Raw genomic sequence first — 19,504 nt, forward strand, 5'->3', positions numbered from 1 at the left:
GCAGGTGCGCGGGAGGGCGGGAGGGCCATTCCCTCCCGTCTACTTCCGGTTTTACCCTAGAGGAACCCTCAGATTTTGTATACAACTTATTGGTTCGTTCAGGCGATTCCCGGTCAGGCGCGCAGCGGTCGAGCGAGCCGGCGGCGGTCCTGATCGCGAGCGAGTGCGGTTCAGGTGCCGAGGTTCACGCCGCGGAGGGCCAGGAACGGGACGGCGTCGACGGCGGTCCCGTCGATCCTGACCTCGAAGTGCAGGTGGCAGCCGGTCGAGGCGCCGGTGTTCCCGACCCCGGCGATCACCTGGCCGGCCACAACGCGTTCACCGACGCTGACCAGGGTCTCCCCGGGGGCGATGTGCGCGTAGCCCGTTGCGACGCCGCTTCCGTGGTCGATCAGGATCCAGTTGCCGTAGGTGCCCAGCACGCCGGCGGCCTCGACGACTCCGTCGGCCGCCGCATAGATGGCCGCGTCGCACCCGGCGCCGATGTCCGTCCCCCGGTGGAAGTCGCCGACCCCGGCAACCGGGTGCACGAGACGCGGACCGAACTCATCGGTGATGCGCCCGGTGGCCGGTGCCGTCCAGCCCTGTCCGCTCAGACGCCCGCTGTCTGCGACTGGTGGGGGTGCCGGGAACGGGTGCACTTCGCTCGCAGCCGTGGCTGCCGGAGCTGACCGGGCAAGGTCGGCGAGGGCGGCGGATGCGGCATCGATCTCGTGTTGCGCCGCCGCGACCGCCGTGCGGGCGGCGGAAACGGGGACCGCGGCGATGGCGGCCTGGGCTGCGACATCCTGCTTCTCGAGCGCCTGCTCCCGACTGACGTCCGCAGCGACCCGCGTGCGCACGTCGTCGAGATTCGCGGTCAGCCTGGACAGGGTATCCAGTGTGCCGAGCTGGAACAACAGGTCGTGGTCGGCCCTGTCGTCGAGCAGCACGTCGAGGGTGCTGTTGCCGGACTGTTGCATCAGGCCGCGAATCAGGGTCGCCAGCACTCGGCGGGATGCCTCGGCGGTGACTCCGGCCCGTTGCCTGAGCGCATGCACGAGGTCGGCCCGGCTGACGGCGGCCGCGTAGTCGGCGCGGGCGGAGGCGTCGGCGAGCTTCGCCGCAGCCAGGCTGATCTCCGCCGCGCGCAGGCGGGACTGGGCGGCCGCGACTGCGGCGGCGCGGCGGGCGGACGCTTGTTCCGTCAGTGCTCTCGTGGAGTCGGCGGCGCGGGCGGCAGCGGCTGCCTGTCCAACGGCCGACGACACGACGGATGCCCGGGGGCCGAAGGCCTGCAGGGGTTCCGGCGCGACTATGACCGGGGCAGGCGGGGTCGTCGACACTGTGGGCGTGGGTTCCGGAGTCGCTGTCGCTGTCGCCGTCGGGGTCTCAGTCGGCGTCGGCGTGGGAAGAGTGCTGGGCGTGGGATCCGGCGCCGTGGTCGGAGTCGGAGTCGGAGTCGGCGTCGGGGTGGGAAGTGGAGTAGGTGTGGGCTCCGGGGCCGTCGTAGGGTCGGGCGCCGGCGACGGCGCCTGGGTGGGTGCGGGTTCCGTCGTCGTCGGTGTCGTCGTCGCCGTGGACGTTGGATCGGGTACGGGCACGGGCACGGGCACGGGCGCGGGCAGTGGATCGGGTACGGGCGTCGGTGCCGGATCCGGCGTGGGGACGGTCGTTGCGACCGGAACCGGCTGGTCTGCGGGCTGCATGGCGTCCGCCTGTGCCGACGTCGGCATCCCCGCGATCACGAGCGCGACGATCACGATCGTCGCGAGCGGAGGCACCAGTCGGGAGGCCGGGCGAATGCCCGCACGGCGACTGATCCGACGGACACCTCGGGGTGCACTCATGAGTCTCAGCAATCCAGCTTCGGGTGATGGATGGGCAGATCGACCGGGTCAATGCCCGGCCATCGTGACATGGGCCGGCCCGGGTGACAAGCGCGGCACGAGGCGTGCCACGCCGGCCTCCGGGCAGGATGGGCTCCCATCGAGGATGGGCTCCCATCGTGACCACGGCACTCCGGGCGGACAAGCCTCACGTTGGGGTGCTCGACCACCCAATTCGGGGGGTGCAGTGACGCTCGCCCCCCAATTTTGGGGAGGAGAGCATCCCTCAGGTGCGGCTTGGTCGGCAGGTCGCGTCCGACCAGCATGGAGCCTTCCAGACGTTGGAGGTCACCATGGAAGCGACGAGAGACTCGTCCGGGTTCACTTCGTTACGGCGGCCTCTGTGGCAGCGGATTGTGATCGCCGCCGCCGCGGTGGTCATGCCGATAGCGATGCTCTCGGCCCCGCCCGCGCTGCCCGCCCAGGCCGCGACGACGAGCAGCCTGACGCTGAACGTGATCAGCGCCCGCACGGAGCCCCGTGCCTTCTCGGGTGCCGGAGTCGCCAAGGGTGCCGCCATCCCCAACTTCACCTACATGGTCAACGAGGACAACACCGGGACGACCGCCCAGCGGAGTCCGGCGCTCGGTTCCGGCTGCAACACCCTCGACACCGGGTATCCGGGCTCCTGCGAGTGGACATCGATCAGGGAGACTCCGCACAGCACGAGTCCGATCGTGCGCCAGGGCGACCAGTCCGACTTCGCCGGCGGTCTCACCCTCCCGAACGGGCGTTATCTGATCTCTGTGCTCTCCGACGGCTACAAGATCGACGGCGCGCACTTCACCGTGCCGCTTCCCGACCCGGGTCTCGTCACGGTCGAACTGCAGCCGACCCCCCTTCCCGACTCGACGCTCCGGGCGCAGATCTTCCAGGACAGCGCGACGACCAACGGAACCCTCGACCAGGGCGAGCCGGGCCTGGCCGGCTTCACCGGCCACATCGCCGACACTCTCGGCGAGGTACAGACCGACGTGTATGGCAACCCCCTGTGCACCGTGTACCAGGGTGAGGACCCGATCAGCCACGTGATCCCGGTGGCCAGCCTCGACGCGGGCATGCTCCCCGTGCCGATCCCGGGGTCAGGCGGCCACTGTGTCAGCGATGCCGACGGCATCCTGACCATGCCCCACCTCGGGAGCAACCGCTACGCGCTCACTGCCTCGGCCCCGCCCAACCAGACCTGGATCCAGACCACGACCCTTGAAGGAAACCATGACTTCGACGCCTGGGTGATGGAGGGCAGCACCGGATACGACACCGAGGCCCTGTTGGCCGGCGAACCCGTACCCGGGCCGATCTTCGGATTCGTGAAGCCCACGAACACCCTGACCGCAGGCTCGGGTCACATTACAGGCGCGGTCGTCAACGTCAAGCAGTACAGCCCGCCCAAGGGCGGCGACTACAACCACTGGCTCGGTCTGACCGGGAGCAAGATGGGCAAGCCGATCGTCAACCCGTGGCTCTCGCTCAGCGACCTGCAGGCCGGCGACCAGGCAGTCTGGGTGGGTCACGGCGGCACGGACGGCACCTTCGACATCTCGGGCGTGCCCGACGGCAACTACAGCCTGAGCTGGTGGGACGAGCCGCAGAACCACTTCCTCGACTCGGTCAATGTGACCGTGAAGAACGGCGAGACGGTGAAGATGGGCAATCTGCCGGACAGTGGCTGGTGGACCGAATACGACGGGTACGTCTTCAACGACACCAACCGCAACGGTGTGAAGGACCCGGGCGAAACCGGCATGCCCAACTTCACGCTGACCATGCGCAAGCAGGACAACTCTCTGATGGACAGAGGGACGAACCTCGTCACCACCGACAGCACCGGCTACTACCACTTCGAGAGCGCATACCCCCTCAGCGAGTGGACCGTCATGGAGAACTTCAACAACTCCTTTTACACGACCGGCGTCACGTACCAGGCTGACAACCAGCCGACCCCGACCACGGTGAAGGGCGCCGGCGTCGACGTCAGCGTGCTCAGCATCATCGGCCTCGGCGGCACGATGGACTGGGGCGTACACTCCTACGATTCGACAGGCGCCAACGGCATCGACCCCCGCAATGGCGGCATCGTCGGCTCGGTCAGCTACGACACGACCCGCAATGAGCTCGACCCGCAATATGCCGCATCCGAGGACTGGCAGCCGGGTGTCTCCGACGTGCCGGTCGAGCTCTGGTCCACAGTCGACTGCGGCACGACGACCGCGCCGTGTGGGGGCACGAACGACGCGTTCGAACTCGCGCCGGACGGGTCGTTGGCCAAGGGAAAGCTGTTGAACACCTACCTCTCGGAACACTGGAGCCGCCCGACCGGCTGCGTGGCCCGGGATGTCGATGGCAAGCCTCTCGTCCACGCCGCAGACAACTCGGCGGCCTTCGACGAGAACGTGCTCGCGCCGAACCAGGAGACATCGGGAGAGTGCATCTCGAGCTTCATCCAGGGCGTCCAGTTCGGGCCGTACCCGACCGACCAGGGCACACCGGCGGCGAACTTCGGTGCGGCCGTGGACGGCAACTACGGCTTCGCCGACGCTTGCACGGGAACGGTGATCGCCACAGATCCGGCCAACCCCGTGTGCGACGGAGGTACCTTCCAGCCGCTCGGAAGCGGCGACTATCTGGTCAAGATCGCGATCCCGCAGGATGCCACCGGCGACCCCCTGTACAAGGTCACCAGCGAGACGGACATCAACATCGCGAACGGCGATCAGATCGTTCCGCAGGTGCCGCCGCCGGCTTGCGCGGGAACGCTCCACACCGTCGACCTCGCGGGCAGCAAGACGGACAACTACCCCGCAGTGGTCGGCGACGGTACCAACGGGGTCCCCGTCGGCGTCACCGTAGCGGCCTCGACGGCAGTGTCGAACCCCACGTTCCTGGGCATCGGCGGGTCGCCCTATGAAGGCGCAGCCAAGCCGACCTGCGACACCAAACTCGTGCGGGTGAACAACGGTAAGTCGGTCGTGCCCATGTTCAACATCTTCACGGATGTCCCCGTCCCGGCCCGTCTGCGCGGCCTGATCGTGGACGACATCAACTTCTCCACCGACCCGCGGTCCACGCTCTTCGGTGAGAAGACGGGTGTGGCCTTCGCCCCGGTCGGGATCTACGACTTCGCCAACCGGCTGGTCACGACCGTCGAGTCCGATTTCAACGGCGCGTACGATGTGCTGCTGCCCTCGACGAACCACATCAGTTGCCCGACCCCCTCGGGTGTCTGCGCCAACATGTACCGTTTCGTGGGCAACGACCCCGGTGTCCCCGGGCATCTGAACGCAAACTACAACCCGCGATATCGCTCGATCGCGACCGAGTTCGAGGCATTCCCCGGCGTGACCATTCCGACCGACCTCGCCCCGACCCAGGTCGGCGTGTATGTCGGGTCCCCGACCACCGGGGTCAACACGGCGGTGACCTGCGCCCTCGACACCGCCACACCGCAGCTGCTGAGCGTGTCGCAACCGTACGTGGCCGCAACGGGCAGCCGCTCCTTCACCATCGCCGGTACCGGCCTGGGCTCGGCCCAGGGCACCGGTCACGTCAATCTGGGCTCGACAACGCTCGACGTCACCGCCTGGAGCGACACGTCGATCACGGCCAGCGTGCCGGCTACGGCCCCGGTCGGGGCGCAACAGCTCACGATCACCTCGGGCAACGGGCAGACGACCGTCAACGGGCTCAGCTTCCATGTGCTCGGAACCGGCTACAACCCTGCCGTTCGAGAGGTCGGCCCCGGCCGCACCCACACAACGATCCAGGCCGCACTCGACGCGGCGTTCGCCAACAACGGCGACGACCTGGTCATCGTGTACCCGGCAACGCCCACCGCGGCCAACCCCCGCGGCGCATATTACGAGAACCTGGTCATGGCCTCTCCGGTCAAGCTGCAGGGCGTCGGGTCCGGCGGCTTCCAGGGCACCACCTTCGTGCCGGGATCGATCATCGACGCCGGCGCGTTCGGCGGAGACACCGCCCTGGCCACGGCCTGGTTCGCCAAGGTCGGCGGCCTGACCTGGGACGGTAACCAGGCGGTGAACGACGGCGAAGCGATCTACGTGCTGGCGTCGGCGAACGCCACGACGGCACCCGGTGCGGCCCGCCAGTTCACCAGTGGATTCACGGCGGCCATCGACGGCTTCGACATCCGCGGCGGCGACCAGGTGGGCTTCCCCGGCAACATCGACGCCCTCACCGGGGGTCCGACGGGCCTGCCGCCGAACATCACCACGCAGGGCGGAGCGATCTTCGCCAACGCGTACGCCCGCTCCCTGCAGATCACCAACAACGTGGTGCAGAACAACGGCGGCGGCTACGGGACCATCCGGATCGGCACGCCCGACCTGGCCGCACCGAACACGAGCAACCACAACGAGAACGTGCGGATCGCCAACAACCGCGTCATCGCCAACGCCGGAACCAACCTGGCAGGCGGCATCGGCCTCTTCGCGGGCGCCGACGGCTACGAAGTATCCGGCAACGACATCTGCGGCAACTTCTCGCTGGAGTATGGCGGCGGGCTGAGCGCCTACGGCCTGAGCCCGGGCGGCAAGATCCACCACAACCGCATCTATTTCAACTCGTCCAACGACGAGGGCGGAGCGATCATGATCGCCGGGCAGCTGCCGGCAACGGTCGGTGCACTCTCGCCCGGCTCCGGTCCGGTGGACATCTATGCCAACCAGATCCAGGCCAACATGGCCAATGACGACGGTGGCGGCATCCGTTTCCTGATGGCCGGCAACTTCCCGATGAATGTCTACAACAACATGATCGTCAACAACGTGTCCACCCACGAGGGCGGCGGCATCGGCATCAACGATGCCCCGAACGTACGGGTTTACAACAACACGATCATGAAGAACCTGACGACGGCCACAGCGGTCACGTCGGACGGCCAACCGGCCCCCGCCGGCCTGGCGACCTCGGCCAACAGCGACCAGCTGCAGGCCACGCTGCCTGCCGGTTCGCCGACCTTCAGCAATCCGGTGTCGTTCAACAACATCTTCTGGGACAACAGGGCCGGCACCCGGGCCGGAACCACAGTCACCGGCATCGGCCTGACCGGCGCAGCGGACATCAACAACTGGGATCTCGGTGTGGCCGACGGCACCGGGGTGCTCGCCCCGACCAACTCGGTCGTCCAGCAGAGCTCAGCGTCCCACGCGTACACGACCAGTCCGACGAACAGCTCTGCCGACCCGGCAGTGGTCTCGACGTATGACGTCTCCGTTTCCTTCGCGACCTGGCGACAGAACCCGGCGTTCGTGGACGCCACGCTCGTCACCCTGCAAGCGCCGCCGAACCTGCTCGGCAATTACCACCTGAGCGCCTGCCCCGGAACGCCTGCCTGCAACCTGGGCGCGGCGAGCACCGCCGGCGTGAACGCGCCGGCCACGGACTTCGACAACCAGGCCCGGCCGGCACTGGGCGGCTTCGACAGTGGCGCAGACGAGTTCGGCGCGACGACAACGCCTCCGCCGGCCTCGGACCTGTACTTCTCGACAACGGGAAACACCAACCCGCCCGGCGTGTCCGGCACCGCTGACGACGCTGACATCCACGTCTGGAACGGCACCGCATTCAGCCGGTCGATCGATATGACCGCCGCGCCGTACAACGTCCCGAGCAGTGCCGACACGGACGGTTTCTCCCGAGTGGATGCCACGCACTTCTACGCCTCGTTCGCCGGGAACGTCACCCTCCCCGGGATCGGCACCGTGGCCGACGAGGACGTCGTGTACTTCGACGGCAGCTCGTGGTCGTTGTGGTTCGACGGCAGCGCAAACGGGCTCCTGGGCGCCATCGACATGGGCGCGATCAGTGTCGTCGGGAACACGCTGTTCTTCACCACGAACAACGCGGCCGTACCTCCGGGCGCGGGCGGCACCGGTGACAACGCCGACGTCTACCGCTGGAACGGTGGCAGCTCCTACGTTCGCGTCCTGGATGCCACGGCCGCGCCGACCAACCTGCCGAACAGCGGGTCGGCCACCGGCGCGACCAACCCCAACGTCGACGGCCTCATCTGGAAGGACGCCACCCACTTCTACCTGTCGTTCAGCAACACGACCACCACCGTTCCGGGCGTCGGCGCGGTGGACGACGAGGACGTGGTCTACTTCGACGGCGCCTGGTCGATCTACTTCAACGGCGGCGCCCACGGCCTCGACGCCTCGGCCAACCTCGACCTGGACGCGATCTCGTTCGCCACCGGTGCCCTTCCTCCGCCACCGCCACCGGCCGGCCAGTCCCTGTACTTCTCGACGCAAGGGAACAGCAATCCGCCCGGCGTCGGTGGCACGGCGGACGACGCGGACATCTACCGCTGGACCGGCAGCACCTTCGGTCGGGTCCATGACGTGACGACCGCGCCGTACGGGTTGCCGACCGGTGCCAATGTCGACGGCTACGACCGGGTCGACGACACCCACTTCTATCTCTCCTTCACCGGGCAGGTCACCGTGCCCGGCCTCGGGAACGTGCAGGACGAGGACGTCGTCTACTTCAACGCGGGCACCTGGTCGCTCTACTTCGACGGCAGTGTCCACGGCCTCGGCGGCAACGACAACCTCGATCTGGATGCGATCAGCGTCGTCAGCGGAATTCTGTACTTCTCCACGGTGGGCAACGCGAACCCGCCAGGCGTAGGAGGTTCCGCAGACAACGGCGACATCTACAGCTGGAACGGCACCGCATACAGCAGGGTGATCGACAGAAGCGCCGCGCCATACAACCTGCCGACCAACACCGACATCGACGGCTTTGTGCGGGTGGACGCCACCCACTTCTACGTCTCGTTCAGCGCCGCCAACACGACCGTGCCGACGCTGGGGGCGGTTCAGGACGAAGACGTCGTCTACTACAACAACGGCGTCTGGTCGGTCTACTTCGACGGCACCGCACACGGCCTCGGTGGCAACGGCGACTTCAACGTGGATGCCTTCGATGTCCCCTGACCCGATCGACCAGGCACACCGCAACGGCACCTCCGATCCCAAGGGAGATACGGGAATGATCTTCAAACAGCCTTTCAGCCGACGCGACCTCCTCAAGTTCGCCGGCGGCGCGGTGGCCATCGTCGGGACCGGCGTCTGGGCGGGCAACGTCCTGCTTCCCGAGGCCGCCATCGCGGCCATCGGGGATCCCGACCTCTACCTGGCCGGGACAGACGGGTGGATCTTCCTCCCGAAGACCCCGGCCATCCCGCCGTTCCACCCCGACGTGCTCGCGCCGGACCCGTTCACGACCTACATCTTCGGGTTCCGCAATGTCACGGGCCTGGGCGACACCCAGTTGACGAACCAGAAGAACAAGGCCCAGCACTCCGCACCGATGTTCTGGACGAAGCAATTCGACCCTGCCCACCCGGTCGATTTCACCGTGCAGCTGACCAACCTCGGTCTGGCGTTGCGGCCGGACCTGTTCGACGCCCATACCCTGCACTGGCATGGGTTCCGCAACGTGATCCCGTTCTTCGACGGTGAACCGTCCGGGTCGGTGGCCGTGCGGACCGGGCGGGTCTTCTCCTACGTGTACCGTCCGCGCGAGCCGGGGACCTACATGTTCCACTGCCACGTCGAGGATGTCGAGCACGTCCAGATGGGCATGACCGGTCTGGTATTCGTCCGTCCCCTGCAGGACGGTCAGAACATCGGCGGGCACACCCAGTTCATCTACAACGACGGGGACGGCTCCACCGGCTACGACCGCGAGTTTGCGATGTTCCTGTCGGAGGTGTGGGCCGAGGCGCACTGGGCGGATGCTCATATCCAGCTGCCGCAGTGGAGCGACTACCGGGCCGACTTCGGCCTCCTCAACGGACGGGTCTACCCGGACACCATCGCCCCCAATGCACCGATCGATGCGGCAGCATCCATTCACGCCCTCGCGGTGCAGACCGACCCGGTTTCCGGCGACCTCGTCGCCCCCGACGGGCATCCCGAGCTGCAGTACCAACCGCAGTCGTCGCTCGTGACCTGCAACGCCGGCGAGACGGTCGCCCTCCGGTTCGCGAACCTCGGATTCCGGGAGCAGGCGATGACCCTGGCCGGGATCCGGATGCGCGTGGTCGGCCGCGATGCCACCCCGATGCGGGGACGCGACGGCACCGACACGTCCTATGAGACCGAGACGATCAGCATCGGCCCCGGCGAGAGCTTCGACGTGGTCTTCACCGCACCCGCGCACACCGGGCCGGGCTTCGACACCTACATGCTCTACAACCGCAACTACCCCGCGACGAACAACCTGGCTCCGGGCGGAATGGGTGGCCAGGCCACCGAGATCCGCGTGTACGCGCCCGGCGGCCTCCGCGCGCAGGCCTATCCGAACGACTGGGGAGTCTGAGAGCCATGATGAGAGGGAATGCCGTGTCGCACGTGAAGGTTCGCGCTCGCGGTCTGCGCCGGGCGGCGCTGCTGCTCGCCCTGACCCTGGTCGGGGCCACGATGGCCACGTTCACCCAGCCGGCGATCGCCGTGACCCCTCCACGGGTGGGTATCGCCTGCACCACGGGTGTCGGGGGAGGTGCCACCACCCCGATCTTCAACCTGACGACCAAGACCGGCTACATCAGCCTGCCCGACGGAAACACCGCGTTCATGTGGGGGTATTCCAGTGGGTTCGGCGCCTTCCAGCACCCGGGTCCGGTGCTGTGCGTCAACGCCGGAGACACGGTCACCGTGATCCTGCGCAACACCCTGCCGGAGGCCGCTTCGATCGTCTTTCCGGGCCAGACGAATGTCCTGGCCAACGGGACCCCGGCGCAACCGGAGTCCACAGGGTCAGGCGCGATCACCTCGCTGACCAGCACGGCCGCTGCCGGAGGCGGGACCGTCACATACAGCTTCGTGGCCGCCAACCCGGGCACCTTCTTGTACGAGTCGGGGACCAACCCCGAGAAACAGGTCCGGATGGGCCTGTTCGGCGCCTTGATCGTGCGCCCGTCGGCCGTTCCATCGGGTGGAGCGGCCGGCTCGGTCGCGAGCGAGTACGCCAACAACCGGGCGGACAGCCGGTTCAATCCGGCCGAGGAATTCATGGTGCTCCTGAGCGAGATCGACCCCTACCAGCACCAGGCGGTCGAGAACGGCAAGAGCTTCAACATGAACAACTACCACCCGCGGTACTGGCTGATCAACGGGCGCGGCTACCCGGACAGCATCGCAGACAACGGGGCAAGCTGGCTGCCTGCGCAGCCGTACGGTGCGCTCGCGCAGGTGGGCGAATTCGACCGCACGGCCGTCCCGGTCGACCAGCCAGGGATGGCCCGCTACCTGAATGTGGGCACCGAAGACTATCCGTTCCACCCGCACGGCAACAACGGCCTCGTCGTGGCCAGGGATGGCGGCCCGCTGGAGGGTCCGACGGGGGAGGACCTCGCGTTCGAGAAGTTCGCCATCAACATCGGCCCCGGGCAGACCTGGGACGTGATCTTCAAGTGGTACGACGCCGAGAACTACTCCCCGTCCAACCCGGTCCCGGTGACGGTGCCGTCTCTGGCCGACCAATCGATCGGTGTCTTCTACAGCGGAAGTCCGTACCTCGGGACCAAGGAGGCCCTGCCGCCCGGCATTCAGAGCGTGAACCAGTGCGGCGAGTACTACATCATCTCCCACAACCACGCCCTGTTCCAGATCACGTCCTGGGGCACGAATATGACCGGGCCGATCACGTACATGCGGATCGATCCGCCGACGCCCAACAGCTGCGGTTGACCAGGAAGGGTGCAGAACGATGTCTCACCGGAAGAGCATGAAGAAGACGGTCTCCGCCCTCGTGACCGGGCTGCTGGCGGGGGGAGGGCTCGCCGTGTTGGTGGCCCTCCTCGCGCCGGCAGCCGCGGCCCAGGCCGCGAGTGTGTCCTGCACCGCGCCTGGCGACCTGTACGCGGCCTCGGGATCCACGACCCTGGGAACCCAGGCCGTCACCGTCTGGGGCTACAGCACCACCGCTGGTGCCGGCGTGACCCGACCCGGCGGGCCGACACTGTGCGTCAACGCCGGCGACACGGTCACCGTCACGCTGCACAACCAGCTGCCGGAGAACACCGCCCTGCTCTTCCAGGGGCAGCAAATGGTTCCGGACCGCGTCGGCGCCGCCCCCGCGGCATCCACGACCTACACCTTCACGGCCAGCCGTCCGGGCACGTACCTCTACGAGGCCGGTCTGGTTCCGAATGGCCAGCACCAGGTGGCGATGGGCATGTATGGCGCGCTGATCGTCCGTCCCGCGACATTGGGTCAGGCGTACGACGCGACCACCGCGTTCGACGACGAGGCGGTCCTGGTCCTCAGCGAGATCGACCCGGCTCTCAACAACGCCGCCAGCCCGGCGGCCTTCGACATGCGCAAGTACGCTCCCCGCTACTCCCTCATCAACGGGAAGGCCTACCCGAACACGGACCCGATCCCGGCGACGGCCGCGGGTAACAAAGTCCTGCTCCGCTACGTCAACGCGGGCAGCCTGTACCACTCACTGGCCGCACTCGGCACAGAGCAGAAGGTCGTCGCCCTGGACGGCAGCCCCCTGAAGTACTCACGTCACTACATTGCGGAGACCTTCGGTCCCGGCCAGACGGCAGACGCCATCGTCACGACCCCTGCGGCGACCGCCGCGCCGAGCAGGTTGCCGATCTACGACGGCAGCCTGCTGCTGCACAATAGCAATGCGGCCGGCGCCGGCGGCATGCTCACCTTCGTGACTGTTCCCGCGAGCGGTGTGGTGGGACCGGACACCAGCGGACCGGCCACGAGCGCTGTCGCGTTTGCGGCAGGCACCCTGAGCGCCACCATCAACGACACCAGCACCGGTGGATCGAGTGTCGCGGGGGCCGAATACTTCATCGACACCGTGACCGGCACTGGCCTCCCGATGACGGGTAGCGGAGCCGGCAGCGTGAACGTCACCGCCTCGGTATCCATTCCCTCCGGCCAGCACATCGTCTACGTCCGAGGCCAGGACTCCGTCGGTAACCGGGGGGTCTTCAGCTCGGTGCTGGTCACCGGCGGCGACGCCACCGGACCGACCACGAAGGCCCCGTCACTGGCTCCCAGCCTCACGAACGGGACAGGGACTGCGGTCATCGCCGTGCACGCCACCGGGGACGACTCGGCGACCGGCGGCTCGAATATCACCGGGGCCGAGTACTTCATCGACGCCGTCGGACCCAATGGTTCGGGACCGGTGCTGGCGGTCAACGCTGCCGCACCGACGGCCAGCCTGGACGCCACCATCCCTGCGGCGACCGTGAACGCGCTCGCCGAAGGCACCCACGTCGTGTCGATCCACAGCCAGGATGCAGCGGGCAACTGGGGCGCGCCGGTCACCATCAACCTGGTGGTCGACAAGACCGCGCCCACCACCTCGGGCATCACGGTCGCGCCGACACCCAACAACGGCACCCTGGCGTTCAACGGCAGCCCTTCAGCCATCCGGGTGACCGTGGCGACCATGGCCGATCCCGTCTCCGCCACCGTCAGCAGCAACATCAGCTCGGCCGAGGCCTTCGTCGACACGGTCACTGCAAACGGCTCCGGCATCGTGGTCAGGGCCACGGACGCCGCCTACAACAGCACCTCCGAGGCCGGCTACTTCGAGATTCCACTGGCGACCGTCGCCAAGCTCTCGGATGGGAGCCACGTCATTTCGGTGCATGCGAAGGATGCCGCGGGTAACTGGGGTGCGGTGGCGACGTCGACCCTGGTGATCGACAAGGTCAAGCCTGCGGTCAGTGCGGTCGCGGCAACACCGAACCCGACGGGGGGCGCCGCTACGGTAACCCTGACGGCGCAGGCGACGGATGCCGGTTCGGCCGTCACGCGTGCCGAGTGGTTCTCGGGGGCGGATCCGGGTGCCGGCAATGGGACGCCGATGACTCTCACCGGGACGGGCCCGTGGGCCGTGTCCTCGGTTGTCGACGTGCGAGGGTTCAGCGAGGGCCCGCAGACGTTGACGGTGCGGGTGCGGGATGCTGCCGGGAACTGGAGCGGGACCGCGTCCACGGTGCTCCAGGTGCAGGCGGCGCTGTCGTTCTCCACGCTGGGGAACACGAACCCGGCCGGTGTGGCCGGCACGGCCGATGACGCGGACATCTATTCCTGGAGCGGTACGGCCTTCAGCCGGGTGATCGACGCGAGTGTCGCGCCGTACAACCTGCCGGGCGGTGCCAACGTTGACGGTTTCGACCGGGTCAGCCCGACCCAGTTCTACCTGTCATTCACGGACCAGGTGACCCTGCCCGGGATCGGCATCGTGCAGGACGAGGACGTCGTCTTCTTCAACGGCAGCTCCTGGTCGCTCTACTTCGATGGCAGTGTTCGTGGCCTCACCGGAGCCCGGGCGACGGACCTGGACGCGATCAGCATCGTCGGGGGTCAGCTGTACTTCTCCACCGACAATGCCGCGGTACCCCCGGGCGTCACTGGAGCCGGTGACGACGCCGATATCTACAGCTGGAACGGGACAGCGTTCAGCCGGGTGATCGACGCGAGTGCCGCGCCGTACAGCCTGCCGGCCGCGGCGAACGTGGATGGATTCGTGCGAGTGGATGCGACCCACTTCTACCTGTCCTTCAGCGCCGACACGACGACGGTGCCGGTCCTGGGCGCTGTGCAGGACGAGGACGTCGTCTACTACAACGCGGGCACCTGGTCGGTCTACTTCGACGGCACCGCCCACGGCCTCACGACCGCCAACCAGGACCTGGACGCCTTCGATGTCCCGTAGCGAACACCGTCGGCCGGCCGGCCACCCCCGGCCGGCCGACGGAAGGAAGGACTCACAATGACCACGGACATCCTGCCCCAGTCGGACACGCACCCGGAGTCGAACCCGGAGGATTCGATGGAGCGTCCCGGTCGCCGCCGCCTGGTCGCCATCGCCGTGGTCGCCCTCCTTCTTCTCGGTGTGAGCACCGGTGCCGCGTTCGCCTGGTGGCCGGGACAGAAGGCCGATGTCCGTGCGGGCACCACCCTCGTCACCGCCGAGGGCATGGCGGCCCGGTACGGGATCGACGTCAATCTGATCGGAGTCACGGCGGCGGGTGGCCTGATCGAATTCCGCTACCAGGTCGTCGACCCGGACAAGGCCGATCGGATGATCCACGACACGACCCTGCTCCCCATCGTGGTCGTGGAGGACACCGGGGCGACCATGGTCATCTCCAGGCCCCACCACGCGTCCGAGCTCGAGCTGGGGGGAACCTACTTCTTCCTGTTCGCCAACTCCCACAACGCCATTCACGCCGGGTCACTCGTGACCCTGGTTCTGGGCGACTCCCGGCTCGAGCACATCGAGGCCAGGGGATGACCCGGTCCTGGCTCGGGATTCGGAGCCGCGTGGCCGCGATTCTCCTTGCCGCCGTCGTGCTGGTGCTGTTCGGGGCGTCGCCGGCCTGGGCCCACAGCGGACTCGAGCGCTCCGATCCTCCCAATGGCGGCGTGATTTCCGTGGGCAGAACGACCCTCACTCTCTGGTTCACGGAGGCCATCTCCGAGGATGCCAGCACCTTCGAGCTCCGCACGGCCGACGGAGAGCGGGTGGCCGCGAGTGCGTCCGTGTCCGAAGCGGATGACGGCGGCATCGTCAGGATCCAGACGCAACCGCTCGCGAAGGCGACGTACCTGCTGGATTGGAAGGTGCTCGCCACCGACGACGGTCACACGTCCAACGGGACGATGTACTTCGGCGTCGGGACCCGTCCCGCGGGAGTCGCCTCCGCAGCGGACGGACTCCCCGACCTGCCGGGACTCCTGATCCGCTGGATCGATCTCTCCGCGATCATCCTCTGTATCGGGGCGTTTGCCGTCTCGGGTCGAGTGCTCGGTTCGACGGACGAGACGGGGATGGCTCCGCGCCGGCGGGCACGGTTCATCGGAGCTCTCGCCGCCGGCGTCGCGGTCGTCACCGGGGCACTCACCCCCTTTCTGCTCACTCAACCGGGGGGCGGCTCCCTGGGCGACTGGTTCGACGCAACCTGGGCAACCCTGACCGGCACCCCCTGGGGTTACCTGTGGTCGGGGCGGGAAATCGCGCTCGTGATCACGGCGGTCGCCCTGTACCGGGCCGCACGTTCACCTCGGGCCGTCGGGCAGCTGCGGAGTGCCGTCATCGCGCTCGTGGCCGTCGTCGGGCTGGAGTCGTGGGCTGGTCACGCGTCAACTTTGCCCCGGGGATCCGTCCTGGCTGTCCTTGCTGCCGCGTCGCACCTGGTCGCCGCCGGAGTCTGGGCCGGTGGCCTCGCCGTCCTCGCCCTGTGTCTGAGTCCTCTGCTCCACCGCAACCGGGAAACCCGCAGGTCGATCCTTGCGTCGGCGTGGCGGGCGTTCAGCCCGATGGCGGCCATCGCGACCGTCGTCCTGGTCGCGACCGGACTCTACGAGACGGGTCTCCACGTCCCCGACCTGAGCTTCGTTGCCTCGACCGTCTATGGCGCCGTCGTCGCCGGAAAGCTCGTCCTGGTGGTCGTCGCCCTGGTTCTGGGCGGGATCAACACCCTGCTCGTCAATCCCCGACTGGCCGCGCGGGTGGGCCGAGTCCTCGGTCGATCCGGAGGATGGGCGCCGGTACCACCCCGGCGATTCGCCGTCATCGTCGGTGCTGAGGTCCTCGTTCTGGTGCTTGCGGTGGGCGCCGCGGGGTTGCTGACCTCGGTTCCCACCGCCCGCGAGGTCGCCTCGGCGACCAAGGAGACCACCCTGCACACGGCTACCGTCGACGGGCTCTTCGTCACGCTCGAGCAGGTGGCGGCCGGACCGGACCGGAGCCGCCTCATCGTGCGGTCCCGTTCGATCGTCAAGCTCGAGGCGGAGCCCGTCAGCGACGTCACGGTCACCCTCGCCGGCCCGACAGGGACAACGGGTGAGGTGGTCCTCGAGCGGATCGAGCCCGGCCGCTTCGAAGCCGAGACGGCCCAGCCGGCGTCGGGCGACTGGAGTGCGACCGTTGCCCTCGATCGGGACGGCCGCCCCACCGCGGTCACGCGCGTCGACTGGACTGTCTCCGTCGCGGGCCCCGCGGATGTCCGGCCACTGGAAATGGTGACGTCCGTTCTCGCCATCCTGCTCCTCGGAGCCCTGCTGGGAGCCGTCTACTTCGTCCGTCGCCGGAGGCCCGCCGCGGTCGCGGTTTCGCTCCATCCGGTGCGGGCCAGCGAAAACAGCGGGAGCAAACGATGAAGAAGACACTTGCCGTGGCGGCACTGGTCGCGCTGCTGGTCACGGGGCTCGCCCCCGCGGCCTCGGCCCGGCCCGGCACCGCTCCGGGATCCGCCGGCCTCGACCCCGGTCTCCAGGCGATCCTCGCCGCCCTCCCTCCCGGCGGTGTGACCACCGTGGTCGTGACCTTGCGCGACAGGGCCGACCTGAAGCGCGTCCGTGGTACCAGCCGGGCAGCCCGGCTGAAGGGCGCCATCCAGGAGCTGACGGCCACCGCGAACGCGTCGCAGGTGCCGATCCGAACCCTGTTGCGAGCCAGGGCCGACCAGGGCACGGTCACCAGGAGCATCCCCCTCTGGGTCGTCAACGGGATCTCGGTGACCGCCACCGCGGATGTCATCCGGGACCTCGCCGAGCGCCCGGACGTCGCGAGCATCATCCCCGACGAAGTCACCGTGGTTCCTTCCGTCGGCCTCCCGGAACCCGGCGTCGACAAGGTCAGCGCTCCGGCCCTGTGGAACCTGGGCTTTTCCGGGCAGGGCGTGGTGGTTGCGAGCCTCGACAGCGGCGTGGACGTCTCCCATCCGGACCTCGCGGGCCGCTGGCGCGGTGGAACGGACAGCTGGTTCGATCCCTACGGCGAGCATCCCGTCACGCCGACCGACCTCACCGGCCACGGCACGGCGACGACCGGCGTGATCCTCGGCGGGGATGCCGGCGGCACGTCGATCGGGGTGGCTCCGGGCGCCCGCTGGATCGCCGCAAAGATCTTCAACGACAGGGGCGTGGCGACGGCGACGGCGATCCACCAGGCATTCCAATGGGTGCTGGACCCCGACCATGATCCGAACACGCCGGACGCTCCCCAGCTCGTCAACGGGTCGTGGTCGATCGGCGCCGGACCCGGGTGCGACCTCTCGTTCCAGCCCGACCTGCAAGCCCTGCGCGCGGTCGGCATCCTGCCCGTCTTCGCCGCCGGAAACTACGGCTCGGGCGCTTCCACGAGCGTGAGTCCGGCAAACTACCCCGAAGCCCTGGCCGTTGGCGCGGTCACCGGAAACGATCTGATCTATACCTCCGGCAGTCGTGGGCCATCCACGTGCGGCGGGCGAACCCGGATCTTCCCCGACCTCGTCGCGCCGGGCGTGAATATTCTCACCGATGATCGCTACGGTCTCTATCAGACCGCCTCCGGCACGTCGATGGCCGCGCCGAACGCCACGGGAGCGCTCGCGCTGCTCCTCAGCTCGGTCCCCGGACTGACCACCGACCAGGCGCAGGCGGCGCTCACCGCGACCGCGCTGGATCTCGGCCCCACCGGTCCGGACCCGTCCTATGGCTCCGGACGGCTCAACGTCCTGGCCGCTTATCAGTGGCTCCTGGAACATCCGATCGCCGCCGACCTCACCGGACCGGTGACGTCGTCACTCGTTCTTGCACCCAGCCTCAGCAACGGCACGACCGATGCCGGCCTGCACGCCACGGCCAACGACACCACGACCGGGGGCTCCGCCATCGCGGCGGCCGAGTATTTCCTCGATACCCTCGGCGCCAATGGGACGGGGGCGGCCATGAGCGTCACCCCGACCCCGCCGACGGCTGGCCTGGACGCCGCGATCCCCGCAGCACTCCTCGCCGCGCTCGCAGACGGTAACCACACCGTCTTCGTGCATGCGAAGGATGCGGCGGGTAACTGGGGTGCGGTGGCGACGACGATCCTGGTGATCGACAAGATCAAGCCCGTGGTGCCGGCGGCGCTGTCGTTCTCCACGCTGGGGAACACGAACCCGGCCGGTGTGGCCGGCACGGCCGATGACGCGGACATCTATTCCTGGAGTGGCACGGCCTTCAGCCGGGTGGTCGACGCGAGTGTCGCGCCGTACAACCTGCCGGGCGGTGCCAACGTTGACGGTTTCGACCGGGTCAGCCCGACCCAGTTCTACCTGTCATTCACGGACCAGGTGAACGTGCCCGGGATCGGCACCGTGCAGGACGAGGACGTCGTCTTCTTCAACGGCACCACCTGGTCGCTCTACTTCACGGGCAGTGCGCACGGTCTGGGCGGCAGCAACAGTCTGGACGTGGACGCGATCAGCGTCGTCGGATCCACGCTGTACTTCTCCACCCTCGGCAACTCGAACCCGCCCGGAGTGGGCGGTACCGCCGATGACGCGGATGTCTACAGCTGGAACGGGACGGTGTTCAGCCGGGTGATCGACGCGAGCGCCGCGCCGTACGGTCTGCCGGCCGCGGCAAACGTGGACGGGTTCGTGCGGGTGGATGCCACGCACTTCTACCTGTCCTTCAGCGCCGACACGACGACGGTGCCGGTTCTGGGCGCGGTCCAGGACGAGGACGTCGTCTACTACAACGCGGGCACCTGGTCGGTCTACTTCGACGGCACCGCTCACGGCCTCACCGCCGCCAACCAGGACCTGGACGCCTTCGATGTCCCGTAACGGCGAGGCCGGCGAG

Annotated in this window: 8 protein-coding genes; 7 read left to right on the plus strand and 1 reads right to left on the minus strand. The window is 68.1% G+C overall.

Annotated elements, in window-relative coordinates; genetic code table 11:
* Nucleotides 1-170 precede the first annotated feature (170 nt).
* Nucleotides 171-1,829 (minus strand): M23 family metallopeptidase, encoded by a 1,659-nt coding sequence (locus MQH31_RS09250; RefSeq protein WP_243011795.1) that lies wholly within the window; start codon nucleotides 1,827-1,829, stop codon nucleotides 171-173.
* A 332-nt stretch (nucleotides 1,830-2,161) separates the two neighbouring features.
* Between MQH31_RS09250 and MQH31_RS09255 the strand changes: the two genes are divergently transcribed.
* Genes MQH31_RS09255 through MQH31_RS09285 form a run of 7 tightly spaced genes read left to right on the plus strand, consistent with a single transcriptional unit; the run spans nucleotide 2,162 to nucleotide 19,488 of the window.
* Nucleotides 2,162-8,830, plus strand: coding sequence for an SdrD B-like domain-containing protein (locus MQH31_RS09255; RefSeq protein WP_243011796.1), 6,669 nt, complete (start codon nucleotides 2,162-2,164; stop codon nucleotides 8,828-8,830).
* Nucleotides 8,820-10,220, plus strand: coding sequence for a multicopper oxidase domain-containing protein (locus MQH31_RS09260; protein ID WP_166792643.1), 1,401 nt, complete (start codon nucleotides 8,820-8,822; stop codon nucleotides 10,218-10,220). The genes MQH31_RS09255 and MQH31_RS09260 overlap by 11 nt, the downstream gene beginning before the upstream one ends.
* Nucleotides 10,221-10,252: 32 nt before the next feature.
* Nucleotides 10,253-11,590, plus strand: a complete 1,338-nt coding sequence (locus MQH31_RS09265) for a multicopper oxidase domain-containing protein (protein WP_243011797.1) — start codon at nucleotides 10,253-10,255, stop codon at nucleotides 11,588-11,590.
* A 37-nt stretch (nucleotides 11,591-11,627) separates the two neighbouring features.
* Nucleotides 11,628-14,600 carry a multicopper oxidase family protein gene (locus MQH31_RS09270; RefSeq protein WP_243011798.1) on the plus strand — a complete coding sequence of 991 codons (2,973 nt, stop codon included), beginning with the start codon at nucleotides 11,628-11,630 and terminating at the stop codon, nucleotides 14,598-14,600.
* 57 nt (nucleotides 14,601-14,657) lie between these two features.
* Complete coding sequence (locus MQH31_RS09275) at nucleotides 14,658-15,182, plus strand: hypothetical protein (protein ID WP_134535066.1); 525 nt, start codon at nucleotides 14,658-14,660, stop codon at nucleotides 15,180-15,182.
* Between the two features lie 29 nt (nucleotides 15,183-15,211).
* Nucleotides 15,212-17,050 carry a copper resistance CopC/CopD family protein gene (locus tag MQH31_RS09280; protein ID WP_243011799.1) on the plus strand — a complete coding sequence of 613 codons (1,839 nt, stop codon included), beginning with the start codon at nucleotides 15,212-15,214 and terminating at the stop codon, nucleotides 17,048-17,050.
* A complete protein-coding gene (locus MQH31_RS09285; RefSeq protein WP_243011800.1) occupies nucleotides 17,047-19,488 on the plus strand; it encodes a S8 family serine peptidase in 2,442 nt (813 codons plus the stop codon). Before MQH31_RS09280 ends, MQH31_RS09285 begins: the two co-directional genes overlap by 4 nt.
* The last annotated feature ends 16 nt before the right edge of the window (nucleotides 19,489-19,504 follow it).

The organism is Cryobacterium zhongshanensis (genome assembly GCF_022760445.1).
Lineage (GTDB): Bacteria > Actinomycetota > Actinomycetes > Actinomycetales > Microbacteriaceae > Cryobacterium > Cryobacterium algoricola.